Source organism: Rhodopirellula sp. SH410, assembly GCF_055811895.1.
In genome coordinates this window covers 5,841,896-5,858,018 of record NZ_CM147949.1, presented here as the reverse complement: position 1 = coordinate 5,858,018, position 16,123 = coordinate 5,841,896, and the positions used below count along the sequence as shown (strand labels likewise).

The 16,123-nt window shown below is 54.2% G+C and carries 10 protein-coding genes and 17 tRNA genes; 6 read left to right on the top strand and 21 right to left on the bottom strand.

Annotated features, from left to right (window positions below; translation table 11 throughout):
- Positions 1-130 precede the first annotated feature (130 nt).
- The 4 genes from SH410x_RS21525 to SH410x_RS21510 form a co-directional block, all read right to left on the bottom strand.
- A tRNA-Arg gene (locus SH410x_RS21525) sits at positions 131-202 on the bottom strand.
- A gap of 12 nt (positions 203-214) precedes the next feature.
- Positions 215-300: transfer RNA gene (locus SH410x_RS21520), tRNA-Ser, on the bottom strand.
- 105 nt (positions 301-405) lie between these two features.
- Positions 406-479 (bottom strand) — tRNA-Val (locus tag SH410x_RS21515).
- Between the two features lie 8 nt (positions 480-487).
- A tRNA-Leu gene (locus SH410x_RS21510) sits at positions 488-563 on the bottom strand.
- Between the two features lie 241 nt (positions 564-804).
- Between SH410x_RS21510 and SH410x_RS21505 the strand changes: the two genes are divergently transcribed.
- The gene (locus SH410x_RS21505; RefSeq protein ID WP_473670620.1) at positions 805-1,146 is read left to right on the top strand and encodes an SdpI family protein; all 342 of its coding nucleotides are present in this window, start codon (positions 805-807) and stop codon (positions 1,144-1,146) included.
- A gap of 16 nt (positions 1,147-1,162) precedes the next feature.
- On the opposite strand, the gene SH410x_RS21500 is transcribed toward SH410x_RS21505, so the two are convergent.
- The 17 genes from SH410x_RS21500 to SH410x_RS21420 all read right to left on the bottom strand — a co-directional run bounded on the left by SH410x_RS21500 (position 1,163) and on the right by SH410x_RS21420 (position 8,291).
- Positions 1,163-1,226, bottom strand: a tRNA-Leu gene (locus tag SH410x_RS21500).
- 79 nt (positions 1,227-1,305) lie between these two features.
- Positions 1,306-1,380: transfer RNA gene (locus SH410x_RS21495), tRNA-Glu, on the bottom strand.
- A 108-nt stretch (positions 1,381-1,488) separates the two neighbouring features.
- Positions 1,489-1,561 (bottom strand) — tRNA-Asp (locus SH410x_RS21490).
- Between the two features lie 17 nt (positions 1,562-1,578).
- A tRNA-His gene (locus tag SH410x_RS21485) sits at positions 1,579-1,654 on the bottom strand.
- Between the two features lie 2 nt (positions 1,655-1,656).
- A tRNA-OTHER gene (locus tag SH410x_RS21480) sits at positions 1,657-1,746 on the bottom strand.
- Positions 1,747-1,854: 108 nt separating this feature from the next.
- Positions 1,855-1,926, bottom strand: a tRNA-Gly gene (locus SH410x_RS21475).
- A gap of 68 nt (positions 1,927-1,994) precedes the next feature.
- A tRNA-Asn gene (locus tag SH410x_RS21470) sits at positions 1,995-2,066 on the bottom strand.
- A 142-nt stretch (positions 2,067-2,208) separates the two neighbouring features.
- Positions 2,209-4,062 carry a group II intron reverse transcriptase/maturase gene (locus tag SH410x_RS21465; protein ID WP_473670484.1) on the bottom strand — a complete coding sequence of 618 codons (1,854 nt, stop codon included), beginning with the start codon at positions 4,060-4,062 and terminating at the stop codon, positions 2,209-2,211.
- A 579-nt stretch (positions 4,063-4,641) separates the two neighbouring features.
- Positions 4,642-4,713: transfer RNA gene (locus tag SH410x_RS21460), tRNA-Ala, on the bottom strand.
- A 20-nt stretch (positions 4,714-4,733) separates the two neighbouring features.
- Positions 4,734-4,806 (bottom strand) — tRNA-Arg (locus SH410x_RS21455).
- A gap of 28 nt (positions 4,807-4,834) precedes the next feature.
- A tRNA-Ile gene (locus tag SH410x_RS21450) sits at positions 4,835-4,907 on the bottom strand.
- Positions 4,908-4,919: 12 nt separating this feature from the next.
- Positions 4,920-4,992: transfer RNA gene (locus tag SH410x_RS21445), tRNA-Lys, on the bottom strand.
- A gap of 168 nt (positions 4,993-5,160) precedes the next feature.
- A tRNA-Pro gene (locus SH410x_RS21440) sits at positions 5,161-5,262 on the bottom strand.
- Between the two features lie 58 nt (positions 5,263-5,320).
- Positions 5,321-5,392 (bottom strand) — tRNA-Phe (locus SH410x_RS21435).
- Between the two features lie 786 nt (positions 5,393-6,178).
- The gene (locus SH410x_RS21430) at positions 6,179-6,871 is read right to left on the bottom strand and encodes a hypothetical protein (protein WP_473670618.1); all 693 of its coding nucleotides are present in this window, start codon (positions 6,869-6,871) and stop codon (positions 6,179-6,181) included.
- A 49-nt stretch (positions 6,872-6,920) separates the two neighbouring features.
- On the bottom strand, positions 6,921-7,205 hold the full coding sequence (locus SH410x_RS21425) for a hypothetical protein (protein ID WP_473670616.1): 285 nt from the start codon (positions 7,203-7,205) through the stop codon (positions 6,921-6,923).
- Positions 7,206-7,910: 705 nt separating this feature from the next.
- Positions 7,911-8,291 carry a thermonuclease family protein gene (locus SH410x_RS21420; protein WP_473670614.1) on the bottom strand — a complete coding sequence of 127 codons (381 nt, stop codon included), beginning with the start codon at positions 8,289-8,291 and terminating at the stop codon, positions 7,911-7,913.
- Between the two features lie 419 nt (positions 8,292-8,710).
- On the opposite strand from SH410x_RS21420, the gene SH410x_RS21415 reads away from it, so the two are divergent.
- The 5 genes from SH410x_RS21415 to brxC all read left to right on the top strand — a co-directional run bounded on the left by SH410x_RS21415 (position 8,711) and on the right by brxC (position 16,109).
- Positions 8,711-10,552, top strand: coding sequence for a leucine-rich repeat domain-containing protein (locus tag SH410x_RS21415; RefSeq protein ID WP_473670613.1), 1,842 nt, complete (start codon positions 8,711-8,713; stop codon positions 10,550-10,552).
- A 496-nt stretch (positions 10,553-11,048) separates the two neighbouring features.
- Positions 11,049-11,270 (top strand): helix-turn-helix domain-containing protein, encoded by a 222-nt coding sequence (locus tag SH410x_RS21410; RefSeq protein ID WP_473670611.1) that lies wholly within the window; start codon positions 11,049-11,051, stop codon positions 11,268-11,270.
- A gap of 21 nt (positions 11,271-11,291) precedes the next feature.
- Positions 11,292-11,882, top strand: a complete 591-nt coding sequence (locus SH410x_RS21405; RefSeq protein ID WP_473670609.1) for a DUF1819 family protein — start codon at positions 11,292-11,294, stop codon at positions 11,880-11,882.
- On the top strand, positions 11,861-12,490 hold the full coding sequence (locus SH410x_RS21400; RefSeq protein WP_473670607.1) for a DUF1788 domain-containing protein: 630 nt from the start codon (positions 11,861-11,863) through the stop codon (positions 12,488-12,490). The genes SH410x_RS21405 and SH410x_RS21400 overlap by 22 nt, the downstream gene beginning before the upstream one ends.
- Positions 12,491-12,500: 10 nt before the next feature.
- Entirely contained in the window at positions 12,501-16,109 is a 3,609-nt protein-coding gene (gene brxC, locus SH410x_RS21395; RefSeq protein ID WP_473670605.1) for a BREX system P-loop protein BrxC, read from the top strand.
- Positions 16,110-16,123: the final 14 nt, after the last annotated feature.

Here is a 16,123-nt window from a genome sequence, read left to right as displayed (position 1 = left end):
TCTTCATCATTCATAGTCACAAGAGCCGACGACTGGGTTCGCACCAGCATGGGTCACGCCAAAAAAAAACGACAGCCAAGAGCGGTGCCTTTCTACATCGAGCCACGTCGGCTGGCTTTGTTTCCATCAGTAGCCCGACCAGGAATCGAACCCGGAACTTCTGGTTAGAAGCCAGAGATGATGTCCGTTTCACCATCGAGCCGTTTCAAACAAGCGGAAGGCGAGGGAGTCGAACCCTCATCACCCGAAGGTGGCACGCGTTAGCAGCGCGGCCCGGCAAACCGTATCCGGCTGCCTTCCGCTTCTGAGTAAGGGAGTCAGGGAGATGGGGAGTCTAGAAGTCAAAGTGAATCGTGCACGGTTTCTCCCAGACTCCCTGTCTCCCACACTCCCCATCTTTGAAAGTGATCATGTATGGAATCGAACCATCTGTCTCCTGCTTGTCACGCAGGCGTCTTAGCCCGCTGGACCACGCGATCGTGTTTTATGACCGAGGTGGGAGTCGAACCCACAAAGCCACGAGGCTCTCGACCTCGTCGCTTTGCCAGTTTGCGTACCCGGCCGAATGAAGTAGCGGATCCGGGGTCGCACCCGGGGGTCCTGGCTTATGAGGCCGGGCTGAGCTCTGGCCCATCCGCGTTGTTGTCGCATTGAAGTAGCGGGTTCGGGGGTCGCACCCGACGGTCCAGGCTTATGAGGCCCGGATGAGCCTGGCTCACCCGCATCGTTGTTCGCATTTGATGGGTGACCAAAGCAATCGTCTCGCTTTTGGTATCATGGATCGAAACCTTTCGGACAAACTCGATGAACACTGCCCTGTTGTTTCTGTTTCTCGTCGTCGGTGCACTTCTCATTGGCTTGAGTCTTCCGTTGGTTTATGGCAAAGTTCCACCGAATCGTTGGTATGGCTTTCGCGTGCGTCGTACGTTAAGCAACCCAAACATCTGGTACCCGGCGAACGTGTACGTTGCTTGGCAAATGATCTGGGTCGGTGTCGCAGGAATCGTTGTTTCTGCTGGCGCGTTCTTGATTCCCAATTTGGATTTGGGCGTCTACGCTGGCATCGTTGGGGCTACCTATGGAATTGGCGTTGTCGTCATGCTTGTTCGCTCGTTCTTGTACCTTGGAAAGTTGCCGGCTGCATGACGAGTTGGCGAAGTACTGAGGGCGGGAGTCGAACCCGCAAGCACTTGTTCCTAAGACAAGCGGTTCACTACCGTGGCCCTTGCCTTCATCCTCCCACTTGGTAGGCGGCAGGCCTTGCTTCCGGCCGGGTGACTTCCATATTGCGTGATCGCGACGCAGTGACGTGAGCGGGAATCGAACCCGCGGACTCCTGGATGAAAACCAGACGATTCTGCCATCAGAATCTACCACGCCGTTTTGTTGCTTCGATCGAAGCGAGTACCGCATAGGAGTTTCGATCTCCTTCCTGCTGCCTGAGAAGCAGCCGACCTAGCCAGTAGTCGAATGCGGCGTTCTTGAAAGCGATGGCAACGGGAGTCGAACCCGCAGCGACTTGATAGACAATCAAGCTTCCTTCCCAGAGGAAATTGCCACCGAAAATGTTCACGCGAGGGTGACCAACCGGAATTGAACCGGCGACAAGCTCATTCACAGTGAGTCTCTGGAAACCAACACCAGATCTGGCCACAGCACCGGAGACTGGAATCGAACCAATGAACTCGCCTGTCCAATCGTTACTGGGCAGAGCGAGGTGCAGCGACCAACAACTGCTACTCCGGCGTACATCAAACATGCAAAGCACTCCGTCCGGGAATTGAACCCGACCTGCGAGCTTCAAAGGCTCACGTCGCGACTACGCGCCGGAGAGAGAGTTTTTCAGAACAAAAGAGAGTCCTGCGGGAGTCGAGCCCACCTAGCCGGATTGGAAGTCCGGAACCTTTGCCGCTCGGCCAAGGACACATGAGTCGCCGGACACTCGGTGGCCGTCCATTCTAGAACCGACCACGGAGTGTTCGGCGACAGTCAAGCTCCGGCGGATGGACTCGAACCATCACTCGTCTCCTTAACAGGGAGCCGCCTTACCATTGGGCCACACCGGATTCTGCAAAGCGCCCAGTGGGAGTCGAACCCACACTTCCGCGTAGAGTAGATGGCCAAGTCCGCGTTAAGTTCGCGGAACATCAACCACCCCTCTCCGAACCGTACGTGCAGCTTTCACCGCATACGGCTCTCCAAACACAGCTACGTCGGTTGGGCTTTGAAGTCGTAAGCAAGATCGGTCAGGCGTATGCCATCGTAGTCACCGTTATGGATCTTCTGATGGCATGGAGCACAGACTGGAATCTGCTTTCGATTCAGTGCCCGCATTACGGATCGAAAACCGGTTGGCTTTCGATCACCCATCTTGCGAATGTGTCGAACGTGGTGCATTTCCACGTTTTCTTCACACCCGCAGATGAGACAAGGAAATCCAAGTTTAGATTTGCCTCGCAGCGTAACATGCCAGCCCAAAATATCTTTGGGTTCCGGGTTTACCATGAACGCGTTCGTGTTTTTTCGCCAGTCTGTGTTTTCCGCGAACTGAAGTTCGCGAAACTTCCCATTGGAAAGCTGCCAACGAAAGCACAAGTTTTGTCCATGTTTCCGGAAGACATTTCCGACTGTCATCCGATACTTATGCGCGAGAGTCATCGCAAGTGAGTGTCGCAGGATGTACTGGACGCGTGTTAGCGAAGCGAAGTTATGCACGAACCGATAATAGTTCAACAGACCGCGATTGATGCTGTTGAACAGGTTCAGTATTTGATCCGCATCGAGCAGCGTCCATCCAGACTTGGATGTTGGGTATCCAGTTTTGGAACAGAACCCTTTCTGATGAAGTCTCTCGACCAATTTGCTGGTCGGGGCCTTCATCACGGGGTTCCATCCGGTTACCCGCTTTCGGTAGCGTCGGCCACTTGATGACCGGCAACTTCCGATTTTGGCTTCCTGGGTTTTCGATCCCCCTATCGTCAATCGGGTCCCGAGGAAAAACGCTTCCTCGGTCCTGGCGTGTCGAATATGGGTCTTCTCCATGCTCAACTCCAAATGAAGAGTATCCTTCAAGAAGGATTTAACCTCATCCCTCATTGAAACGGCCAGAGATTGTGGACCGATGATTCCGAGAATCCAGTCATCCGCGTACCTGAGATAGTTGATCCGAACAAAATCCGGATCGTCAATCACTTTGGACGGCAATGATCGAAGTCGCTTTGTAAGCTCGTCGATTTCAGATGTCCGTTGCCCTTCGCTCTTTTTCAGCAAGCGTTGCCGCTTCTTGGCAACCTGCATATACTCTGGATTATGTTTGCGGCGCTGGCCTCGTTCATGCCGCCTTTTCAATACCTCGACAAAACAGTCGAGTTCATGAAGATAGACGTTGGCAAGAATGGGGCTGCAAATACTTCCCTGTGGCGAACCAAGGAGCGATGGATATCGTTCCCGTTTCCACAGATAACCTGCTCGGAGGGCTTTCCAAATCAGGTTGATGAAGCGTTCATCCGCAATCTTTTTCCGGAGCAACGAAATCAGGACATGGTGATCAATTTCATCAAAGCAAGACTTGATGTCTCCTTCGATGATCCAGGTCACCCCTCTCCATTTACCGCCGAATTCCCGCAACGCCGTATGGCAACCTCGATTGGGTCGGAATCCATGACTGCAATCCAGGAAATAGGCACCGTGGGGGCTATCGTAGATCGCTTCGAGGATCATATGAATGGCCTCTTGGACGATCTTGTCCCTCGGTGATGGAATCCCGAGTGGTCTCATCTTGCCGTTGGCTTTCGGGATATAATCCCGTCGCGCTGGCTTGAATTGAAAACTCTCATCTCGCAGTTGCCGTATGATGCCACCAAGGGCTGCATATGAAAAACCGTCGAGTGTGATTCCGTCCGTTCCCGCAGTCATGTTTCCCGGACTGGAGCGAATCTTTTCGTAGGCAACCTCATACAGGTCAGACCTGTAGAGGAGTCGGTAAAGATCCGAGTTCAACCAATCGCGATCGACATTTCGCTTGCGTAGTGCTTCTAATCGTTCGAGAGCTTGTGTTTCCATACGGAACATCCCCGTCGTTGAAGCCCTGTGTTCTGTTCCCCTTCGTTTGAGGTCCGACCCCAAACTACTATGGGAACTCCGTCACCTTAGGTGTTGCCACCCTTAGGCGATCCCCGGGTTACGTAACCGCTTCGGTCTGTACGTAGGGCCTCCGTTCGTTTCTTGTCCCTCTCATTGAGGGTCCGTCTCGATGGGAAGTTCGCGTGATAGCCACGACTTATCCCGCGACATCGAAAATTCGGGTTTCAACATCATTCCCGATAGGCAGCCTGGGCCTCAGGAAACTAGAGTTCAGGCAGTTCAGCTTTACCCATATACAGCCTAGCTGGCACACTTCTCGGTCGTTAATGTTCAACCTCACGTGCCTTTTAGACAACATGCTACTGTCCCCCCGATCCTTTCGAGCGAAGGTAAGTTGCTGCTTTATCCGCGTTCTTCCAGCGGAGCCAACCATCGTTGGCAAAAACAGTTACGCATCTCCGGGCGCACCATGGCAAGGCAGCAGGCTACCGCTACATCATGGGCGCAAAATTGCATCACAACCAAATTGTCAAAGATCAATACGCCGAAGCGTTCAAGAGCACCGAGCCGGAATCGAACCCGCATCACCTCGCTCGCGACGGAGGAGTCTTGCAGTTAGACCATCAGTGCTTGTTTCAAAATGTCTCAAGTGTGATCGGTGAGAATCAAACTCACATTGCTCGGATTAGGAGTCCGATGCATTACCTTGTCTGCCACAATCCCATGTGTCGTCGTTGTTGTTTCGTTTCAGTCGGCGTGGCGGGAATTGAACCCGCGACCGTCGCCTTATAAGGACGCCGCTCTCACCCCTGAGCTACACGCCGATGCGTAGCCAATGGGGCCGAAGGGAGTTGAACCCTCACCGAACGGATTAAAAGTCCGTCATGCTGCCAGTTACACCACAGCCCCGCTTTTTCAGTCACGGCTATGCGTTTCAATCGCAGTACAGGCAGCATGCTGGTTCTCCTTTCGTGTTGTTGTCGTCAGTGGTAGCCCCGAGGATCGAACTCAGCGCGACCCGCGTATCAGGCGGATTTGGGCGACCAGCCCTCGACTACCATGTTGTCGTTTCAAAAGTCGGACACCTCGGAGTCGAACCGCCCCGTGGCGGAGCCACCCACAAATGAAAACCGTCTCCTGGTCCCAAACCAGGCGTGCTTCCATCTGCACCTGTATCCGATGTTGTTTTGCTTCGATCACCGCAGCGTTTGCTGTCGGCGCATATCTTCCTTGTCAGTGGGCCGGGAGGCGCTCGAATCCTCGTCTGCGGTTCTTCAGACCGCCGCTAGACCGTCTCAGCTACCAGCCCAAATTGGGTTCGTTGTTGGGGGGTGCCCGTTCGATGCAGGCACGAAAAAAGGCTCAGGTGTCTGCGTAACACCGAGCCTTCATGAAGAAGTCGTTCGCTAATGAAAGCGAGTGTCACATCAGACGCGGATACGCCGGGGCATTATTGATATTCAGCGGTTGCCCGCCGAACGCATTGCCTTCGTATCTCTGTTCGAGTCGACTGGATTGAATATTTGATAACATCAGAAAGCTCGTTACTCGCTCGTGGCGTGAATGTGACTTGTGTGTTCGAAGAGATAGACTCTCTCGCGGCCGGATGGTTCGCCAAAATGTCAGATTCTGTAAAAACCTTCTCCGCGACATGGCCTCGTACGGACTTGGAACACTGACGATTCAACAAAGTACTCGTTGCCATGGGCTGGGCGCCGTGGTGAAAGCACATGCCTTGAGCGTTTGCCAATGGAGTGTCGCGGACGGGCCGATCGCCGGATAACAGATTGACGCTAGCGCATGCGTCGATCGGAATATTTGGGAGCCAGCGTGTGAACTGGTGAACCATCACGCCCGTCGCGATGCTGGCTGCGTAGATCGTGCTTCGCGACGTGCAGCTTCCTTGCTGAAGGGATTGCCGAGCTCGGGCGCCGAACTCACTGGCCGCTACGGAAGAATGGCGTGTGGTGATGGCTAGTCGAGCGGTGTTGCGGAGCTGAGTTGAAATGATGCCTCGTTTCGATCCCGTGCGAATGTGAAGTAGCGTATGGCTTTGAACGGCACATGCATGCTGACCAACAGCCTGAGCTGGTATTCAGTACTGTGTAAAGCGAACCGGGAGGCCTTTGAATGGCGAGATGCCGTGTTGCACCGGGTCATGCACTGGCATTGGAGCTTCGTGCGGAATGCTGGCAACGACTGGCCGCGAAACGGCCACCTCTTGATGAAAGAGCTGGAGAATGACTCGCGTGGCATATCGCTTCTCAATCTCACGAGCGGCTCCCAACGCAAAAGCGGGCAGACTGATGTTGCCTCGACTCTCGATCTGAAACGCTAGTGGCGTTTCTCCGGACGGAGACTTCCTAAAATTCACACGTGAATACGAAAAGTTGGAAACGATCTTTCCGCTCTCGGTGAAGATGGTTGTTTGTTCAATCGCATCCGATTCGTTTCGTGGTACCGGTCCGTCATCAAAATGAATCACCACGGTTTCAAAAGCGATTGGAAAGGGGTTCAGGTTGCCAAGTTCGAGATTGAGAAACAGGGAATACGTCAGTTCGGAGGTCGGCTCCGTTCCCAGTCCCGGTGAAGTGAAGGGGGAAATGGGATCAGGATGGCTAACGCCAGTGCTGAACGGATCCGGGCTAGGTAGTTGCACGGTCGACGGATGCAAAAAACGCTGACCGGAGGCTTGGAGGACTTCCACAAAAATACTGGCGTGGGCATCGATCGGCCATGGCGGATCGGGTCGCTTGTGAGGCTCTGAGGATTTGTTAATCGCGATCATCGGTCTTCCTGGTCATTTCCACTGGGTGTGTGCCTGATTCAATGATAGATCAGTCAGTGCGTCGGGCCAACCAGATCGCTCCATCCACGGTCTGGCGACGGTTCTCGAACAAAGCACCCGCTAGAAGAAAGTAGCCCGTTGTTCCTTTCACGACCAGAGTCTCGTAGCTACTGCGCGATAGACTCGACAGCATCGTCGCTGTTGCTGCGTTACTCGGCACGCAGTCCGCAGTCTGCAGTCCGCAGTCCGCAGTCCGCAGTGCAAAGACAAAGTTCAACGCGACAGCTATCCGCAAGTCAGGCGGCCAGTCCAACCAGCAAGTTGGCTTTTTCATCACGTGACCAGCGGATGGACCGCAAATCGATACGCATGACGGGATCCAGGACTCGATCAGTCACTGTTCCACGGTCTGGGGCACGTCCGTCTCGGCAGGCGGTCGCCTGCAACCGGTGGGTTAAAATCCGGATTTTAAACCGCTCTTCTATACGCCTGGCAGCGGAGAGAGGAGCATCCCCACGGTGCGTTGTTCCTGAGTTCCCAGAGGCAGCACGACGGGACTCGGAGCGACACCGACAGATTGGGTCCTGGCGTACACTCGATACCGATTAGGACGAGCGTTGGCCTATCGCGAATTGCCGGAAGTGCGAGAGCGACGGCCGGTCACGAATCCAGATCATTATGAGGAACAGCTTTCAAATGCCTAACAGCGACTGACAACGCAAGCGAGTCCAGACCTGCCCGCTTTCGTTCTCCTTCAGGATCGGATGTTGCGGCGAGCCGCAAGAATGGGCGAGCGTCGGGATTGCTCGAGGAAAGCTGGCAATCCATCGAACCGAAATAGCACCTCAAGAAATGGCGGGACCTGCTCCCAGAACTCGGCTAAGATCCAGCCTATGAAGAAGCGGCCCGACTCTACCTTGAAGCAGGCAACAGCGACGAATCGTGAGTATTGTGTGGCACGGCAGCCAGTCGCGTGTCTCTGCTCTCTGCAGCAAGTTCGTCGTCCAGTCAGCCTTCCGGCTGCTGTGAGCAATTCGAGCTATCGCAGCTGATCCCGCTCGACCTTCGACAGCTTCCGCCAGTCCCACGGTGCGACATGTCGAGGATCAGACCAGAGGCCTTTCCCCGCGGCACGTGCTTCCAGTTCCGCGGCGACCAGCTGATCATCGTCTGAGTACGTCTTGTAGTGCCACGCAAGACCTGCCACGACGAGATCGAGATTCAGGCTCTGCCCGTCGTAGATGACATCGCCAAGTGCTCGTTCATACCGATCGGTCCCGTGGTCAACGATCGAGACCCCCTTGCCAAACACGGCATTGCTGACAAACTGCTTGGCGTTGTTCCCGAACGGCTGCCCGCGTTCTGGTGTGTCGATGCCGTTGAATCGCACGCGGATGACTTGATTCTGATCAGTGAGCACGTCGATTGTGTCTCCAACCGCCTGACAAACGACCATCGCTGAATATCGCCGCTGCGATCGTGTTTGCCTTCATCTCATTGTACTTCCTGATGGCGGGATCAGAAATCGAGAGCGGCGAAGCGTTACTGGTTTCGCTCGCGTGTTGGATAGTCGGCCTACGGCCCGGTCCCAGATCGAAGACTACGTGCGTTATCACTCAGATGACCAGGACGGGCACGACATCCTCGGAATCATCCTTCGCGAAACTTGAGATCCCTGAGGTTCGGTTATTGCCATCGAGCACGCGAGGGGCCGGCAAGACCGCCCTAACTTCCGTAAGGAGTTTCCTAAAAAGAAGTCCATTTCCAGCGCCCTCAGGGACAACCTAAAATGCCTGATTCATTGAGAACAACTGCCCCTCACTAAGATGAACGCCAATTGTGACTGATCGCCACTACCAACAAGACACATCCGCCCAACCCATTCAGAACGAGACGCTTCTTACAAATGAGCAAGGAAGCGAGCGTGATCTTGTTCGCGATGGAGACACGCCTTTATCCCCGAAGGAAGAGGCTGAAATCCTTCGATTGCGTTCGGAGGCAGAGAGAAATAAAGCAGAAATACGGCAGTTGGAGTTGACGTGGTGGAAGAAGCCAGTATTTGCCGCCCCTCTCATTTCGCTGGCTGCAGCAGCGTTGCTATTTCTGACCGGACTATTGTCTGGTTACTTCGATACGCAGACTAATGGACTTCGCACTGAAATTTCAGAACTGACTCGCAACCGCAATCATTTGCAGTCGAGCGAGTTGTCGCTGCGGCAATTGCTGAACGCAACTGAGCAGAGCTACACAATGACAAGCGAGCGACTTCACGCTGAAGCAAAACGTTTAGAGGGTGATGTGGCAGGACTACGTGATGAGAGAGGCCAGCTTTACGAAGCAATCTCGCGAGACAACAAGAAATCAGATCTGCTTCTCGAGCTATTTGAGGCTGGTGGCCAAATTACCGTCAAGAAAATTGCCGACAAAACAACATATTCGGTGGTTTTTGACCAGTTGAGAGTGACTCAGAGTCAGCTCAGCGAGAACGTGCCGTTCTTAGTACCAATTCCTCACACCAACGAATTTGTTGGAGATTCCGAGTTTTCGCGTTCAAACGAATCTTTGGACGTTTCGCAATTGATGAATCGTGCTCTTGCTCTCCTGAACATCGGAGAACTTGAAATAAATTGCGATCGATTTACATTGTCGCACGATTGTCTGGTGAATCTCGCAGGATCTGGCATCGAGAAACTAGCTGTGACTGGAGAAGCGTGCAATGATAACTGGCTGGCATTGCTGAGCAATTCATCCAAACTCAAAGCGATTGCCTTCGTCAGCACCAGCGTAACTCCTGGCGGCTTAGCTAGGTGCTTAAGTCGCTGTCGCTCTATTGGAAGCGTGATATTCTACTCTGTCGATAAGTCGCTCGCCGCTCTCGACAATGGCATGGAGTTCCCGGGTGTCACTAGCCTTTACGTTAGCTGCGATGGTCCAATTAACCCCGAATGGCTCTCTGGTTTCACTTCGCTCAGTACTCTTGCATTAGCGTCAGACCTGAGCAATGAAGTTCCTTGGCCAAAAGGATTCGCCTCAACACCCAGTGCCATTTTGATGGAGGATATCAACGAGTCATTTTTGGGACATCTCGCAGAGTGCAGGCAATTGCGATACTTGAAATTCAACATCAATACGTCAGAGCAAAGTAAGATGCTAAAAACAGTATTGCCACGCCTCTCGCTAAGAGAGCTGCATGTTGACTGCGGATATCAAGAGTTTCCAGTTGACTGGCTGATTGAAATGCCACTTTTAACTAGCCTTTCGATCTCACACGCAAGACTGGACGGTAGTTTAAGGCCATTGCAATACTGCAAGACGCTGGAACGGATTATTTTCCATGGTTCGCCCGTATCAGATAGTCAGTTGAGCGTGTTTGGAACGCTTCCCAACCTGAAGTACCTTGATCTAAGCGATACTCATGCTGAGGGACTTCTCTCTCCCATGGATAGCGTCCGAATAGATCAGGGTCTCGCTGGAATCGCACAGTCGCCTACGATCAGAACGCTTGATCTGCAAGGTTATCAACTCACGCCGCACGCGTTAAGTGAACTTGCTGGGCTCAGAATGCTGGAGTCGCTTTCAGTATCGGCTGATGCTGAAGACATTGCATCGGTTAGGCAGACACTTGTAGAAGCACTTCCCGACACAAACGTGTTTGTCAGCGTTCGTCAGATTCGCCGATAGTTTTGCAGCAATTGTCGAGTAGGATAGGCCCCGAAAATGTGGGCTCGCAAAATGGCAGGGAGGTAATATTTCGAGTTGACGGTGGTCTACCCTCACGTCACCAGCCCTATCAGTATGTCGTAGCTGTCGACGACATCGTAGCGGACTTGCTCGATGGTAATCGTGGCGAAGAACCTTTCGTCCGCGGTCGATCGTGGCGGCTTCGATCTTCTTCAGCCCCTGTAAGCCAATGTTGCCCTTCGTTCCGGCGGCGAAGAAGATGGGCTTGACCACCTCTCGCTCAACCACAATGGCACAGTCGGGACTGCCTGAGTGCTTCTGGAATGGCGACTTTAAGCAGGCCGGCACGCACGCCCGGCAATGAACGAAGATCGCCGGCAGCAAGCTTCCTTTCTGCCCGCAAAAAGTCTTTACCGGGCTGATACCCCCCGTCAATGAAGTTTGGTAAGGTTGCGCAAAGCTGCGTAAACATCGGACCGATCCAGGACATCGTCAAGTGACTAAGCTCAGTGAATACCTGCGTATATCAGAGGCCGCCGAGTATTTGGGCGTGGCCCCAAACACCCTGAGGAACTGGGAACGCGACGGGAAGATCGTCATTCAACGTCATCCCATGAATGGCTACCGATTGTTCAAGCGGGAGGACCTGGATGCCTTGTTGAGGCAAGTGCAGGAACCTTATGACCCGACACCCAGACGACCGAAAAAAGCACGCTGAAAAGTGATTTGCGAGGCCCCATTGCGTTATCGAGCAGACATCACTGCTGGCTCCCTGAAAGTTGCCGAGAGCCGAGTCATTGCCGACTTGCTGTTGAAGCAGGCCGATGATGATGCCTGGAAGTCTGCGTTGGGCCGTGACAATCTACTGCAAGCTCGATCACCGGCCACGGCTCGTCGGTTGTCGCGGATGATTCGCAATCGACTGGAGACGATGACGCCCGACCTTTGGAAACTCGTCAGGGACGGCAATTCCACAGCTGCCACCCACGCCTGTCTTGCCGCAGCGGTCAAACACAGCGCGTTGCTGGCCGACTTTCTCGAACTGGTCGTCAAAGAGCAGTACCGCATCTTCGCCGACAAGCTCACCTACCAGCTTTGGGACGACTTTATCGCCGACTGCCAGAACCGTGACGCCGAGCTACCCGAGTGGAGCGAATCAACAATCAAGAGGCTGCGGTCCTCGGTATTTCAAATTTTGCAACAGGCCGGATACATCGACAGCACCAAGTCGCTGCGGCTGCAGACCGTCCACATCGCCGACGAGGTCGTGCGTTACCTGACTAACAATGACGAGGGCGGCGTTCTGCGTTGCATCCAGGTGGCTCCATGAGTGATCGATTAACCGAGCGGCTCAATGCGATCCTGCCGAAGATCACCTCGCCTGATTTCCTGGGCGGCCAAGGGATCGGCAACGAGATCCCGTTTTACGTCTTCGACTACCCGGCGGAAGACGAACTGCGGATCCGGGAGCACCTAGCCTTCCTGGACAGCAAGCTGCCCAAACAGGCACCCGGTCTGAAGGTCGTCCACGTCAACCTCTACGACTTCCTGATCGATTACATCAAGGGGCGTGGGTATTTCGAGAAGTCGCTGGAGAAAGAACGCAAGCTGGGCAGCGCCAAGGCCGTCAAATCGATCAAGTCCATCGCCAGTGCCGAAAAACTGGCCGACCATTTCTACAACGAGGTCATGACTAAAGAGCCCGGCCTGGTGCTGGTCTCCGGTGTCGGTTCGTCGTACCCGATCATCCGCACGCACGAGCTGCTGAACAACCTGCACAAGCACATGGGACTGACGCCTCTCGTGATGTTCTATCCCGGCGTGTACGACAAGATCACGCTCAAGTTGTTTGGCAAGGCCAGCTTGGCGTTCGATTCATCATCTTCCGACCGCAAACGCAAAGCCCGATATTACCGAGCCTTCCGGCTGATTGATTGAAAATGCAACTATGAAAATTGCCGAACTCTTCAGAAAAGATATCGCTCGCCCGATCAACGGTGTCGTCAAAGCCGACCAGTTGGATGAAGAATCCATCTGGCAGGAGCTGGACGAGTTCGTCGTCACCAAAGAACTCGACGGTCACCTACGCAAGTTCTTCGAGCGGTACTGCGAGGCCATCGACTCCCCCAAAGACTCCGACATCTCGGGCAAGATCGGCGTCTGGGTTTCAGGCTTCTTCGGTTCGGGTAAATCGCACTTCATCAAAGTGTTGTCGCACCTGCTGGCCAACGAAGAACACACCCATGACGGCAAGACCAAGCGGGCCGTGGACTTCTTCGACGACAAGATTGCCGATGCCACGATCCTCGGCGACATCAAACGAGCTGTCGCTTCCGACACCGATGTCATTCTCTTCAATATCGACAGCAAGGCCGACAGCAGCACGGGCCGAGACGCGATCCTCGCCGTGTTCCTCAAAGTCCTGAACGAGAAGCTCGGTTACAGCCCTGATCACGCCCACATCGCCCACATGGAGCGTTATCTCGATGAAAAGGGCAAGTTCGGAGAGTTCCAGAACATCTACACGATGCTCACGCAGACGCAATGGAAGGATGAACGGGATGCCTACGAGTTCAACCGGGACGAAGTCATCGAAGCCCTCTCGAAGACGCTGGGCCAGAGTCAAGAATCGTGCGAATCATGGATTGATGGCGGTGAGCAGAACTTCTCATTGACTGTAGAAAACTTCGCTAAATGGACCAAAGAATACGTCGACAAAAATGGCCCCAATCACCGGGTTATCTTCTTGGTAGACGAAGTCGGACAGTTCATCGGTTCCGACACCGCCCTGATGCTCAACCTCCAGACGATCACCGAGCAACTAGGCACGGTCTGCAATGGCCGTGCATGGGTTGTGGTTACGTCCCAAGCGGATGTGGATTCAGTTCTCGGCGAATTGTCTGTTGGAAAGCAGAATGACTTTTCGAAAATTACAGGCAGGTTCAAGACACGACTGTCGCTGTCCAGCGCCAACGTGGACGAAGTGATCCAGGAGCGTCTCCTCCGCAAGCACGATTCCGTCAAACCTGAGCTGACGAAGCTCTATCACGAGAAAGGCGACATCCTCAAGAATCAGCTTTCGTTTCGAGCCGTGGGGACAACGTACAAGCAATTCAAGGAAGCGGACGACTTCGTTGACACATACCCGTTCGCTCCCTACCAGTTCAAACTGTTGCAGCGCATCTTCGAGTCCATCCGTAAAGCCGGTGCAACGGGTCTGCACCTGGCCCAAGGTGAACGCTCGCTGCTCGATGCCTTTCAGCACGCCGCCAAGACAGTCTCCGACCAGGAAGTCGGCGTGCTCGTGCCCGTCTACATGTTCTATCCGTCCATCGAGAGCTTTCTCGACACGACCGTCAAACGCACGATCGATCACGCGAAGGACAACGACAGCCTCGAGCCGTTCGATATCCACGTGCTGCAGGTCCTTTTCCTGATTCGCTATGTCGATGAAATGAAGGGCAACGTCGACAATCTGGTCACACTGTGTCTGGACGAAATCGATGCCGACCGACTGGCCCTGAAGCGAAAGATCGAAGAAAGCTTGACCCGGTTGGAGCGGGACTCGTTGGTCAACCGCAGCGGCGATCTGTACTACTTCCTGACCAACGAAGAACGAGACATCAACCAGGAGATCAAGAAGGAAATCACCTCGAGTGCCGACGAGGCGAAGCTGCTCGGCGAAATCATCTTTCAAGATGTCCTCAAGGACCAACGCAAGCACCGCTACGCCGCCACCAAGAAGGACATCCCGTTCAACCGCGTCTGCGACCACCATCCCGTCGGCCGGAGCACCGAGGGAGCCATGACGTTTTCGGTCATCAGTCCGTTGGACGACGACTTCGAGCAAAGCAGTGATCAGAAATGCATCCTCAACAGCAGTGCTGACGATGGCCAAGCGATCGTGCGGCTCGACGATGAAAAAGCCCTGGGGCGGGAACTCAGGACGTACTTACGGACCGAAAAGTATATCCGCACCAAAGACGACAGCACCTCTCCGCCGACGACCCGTCGCATCCACAAGGACGTGGCGACCGAGAACCAGCAGCGACGGAATTTGCTGGCCAACATGCTCAGCGACATGCTGGTCGAGGCGAGTTACTTCGTCGCCGGCGAAAAACTGGAGATCAATGCCAACGCCCCGATCTCGGCGATGGAAGAAGCATTGGAATATCTGGTCGAGAACACGTTCACCAAGCTCAGCTACCTCAAGCACCTGAACGACAACCCGAACAAAGAGATCCAGGCGATTCTGAAGAGTGACGACACCACTCAGCAGGTGTTGCAAATGGCGTTGCCTGAGAACAACCCGCAAGCCCTCGATGAGGTTCGGAGCTATCTCAACCTGGCGTCCAAAAGGGATCGCGAGATCATTCTGTACGACACTTGCTTCGGGCGTTTCTCAGATCGGCCGTGCGGTTGGCCAGAGCAGGAAACGGCGTTGTTGCTGACGCGACTCTATGCGAGCGGAGAAATTCTGTTCATGCGGAGCGGTGACGCGATCAAGCATGACGATCTCTATTCGGCACTGTCGGAATCCAAGAATTGGCGAAAAATCACGATCGTCCAGAAAGTGACCGCCAAGGTCGAAGACGTGAAGAAGGCCCGGGAAATCGGCAAGGAGGTGTTTCATGAGATGGGTCCCGAAACCGAAGAAGGCCTCTTCGATTTCCTTCGAAGCAAACTCTCGGGCCAGCAGGTCAGCCTGAAACGTTACGCCGAGTTCGCCTCCAGCGGCGACTATCCCGGTGAGCAGACTATCAATGATTGTCTGGCGACCATCAAGCCATTACTGGCGGTGGAAGAGAGCAACAAGTTCCTGGAACGGTTCAACGAGACCAAGAGCAGCCTGCTCGACCTTTCCGATGACTTCCATGACCTGGAGCACTTCTACGAGAGCCAAAAGCCAACCTGGGACAAGCTCCTCAAGGCCGATCAGCGGTTCAGCCTCAACCAAAGCCAGCTTCGGCAAGACGACGAAGCCCGGCGGGCGATGGATCGCATCCAAGCGATCCGCAAGGCGGCCAATCCATACGGAATGGTGCACGAGGTCGACCCGCTGGTCAGCACCATCGAAAAGGTCAACGACAAACTGGTCGCCGAGCAACGAACACGGTCACTCCAGCAGATCGATGCCCAGATCAAGGCAATCCAGCAAGAACTGGAGTCAGTCAGCGATGACTCGACACTGTCCACGTCCTGTTTAGGGCCTCTGGAGTCGCTCAAGAGCCAGGTAACCGAACAAAGCAGCTTGGCACACATCACCCAGGCCGAAGCTGACGCGATCAACCTGAAGGACTCAGCGATCTCCAAGATCAGCGAGTTCGTTGCCCAGCAAGAGGCCTCGAAAGCAACCAAGGTTGCCGAGAAAGGGCCCGGCGCGGGCGACACCGAAGATGACACGCCCAAGTTCAAGCCTCCACGCGTGATCCATCCCAAGAAACTAGTTAGCAAGACCTACTTAGAAGACCAGAACGATGTCGACCAGTTCCTTCAGGCGATGAGGACGCAACTGGAAACGGCAATCAGCAACGACGAACGAATCGAAATCAGATAGCAACATCCCCCGGC

What these genes read in the sequence shown, in the direction of transcription:
- SH410x_RS21505 (WP_473670620.1), top strand. Translation starts at nt 805, where the DNA reads ATGAACACTGCCCTGTTGTTTCTGTTTCTCGTCGTCGGTGCACTTCTC.
- SH410x_RS21465 (WP_473670484.1), bottom strand. Translation starts at nt 4,062, where the DNA reads ATGGAAACACAAGCTCTCGAACGATTAGAAGCACTACGCAAGCGAAAT.
- SH410x_RS21430 (WP_473670618.1), bottom strand. Translation starts at nt 6,871, where the DNA reads ATGATCGCGATTAACAAATCCTCAGAGCCTCACAAGCGACCCGATCCG.
- SH410x_RS21425 (WP_473670616.1), bottom strand. Translation starts at nt 7,205, where the DNA reads ATGAAAAAGCCAACTTGCTGGTTGGACTGGCCGCCTGACTTGCGGATA.
- brxC (WP_473670605.1), top strand. Translation starts at nt 12,501, where the DNA reads ATGAAAATTGCCGAACTCTTCAGAAAAGATATCGCTCGCCCGATCAAC.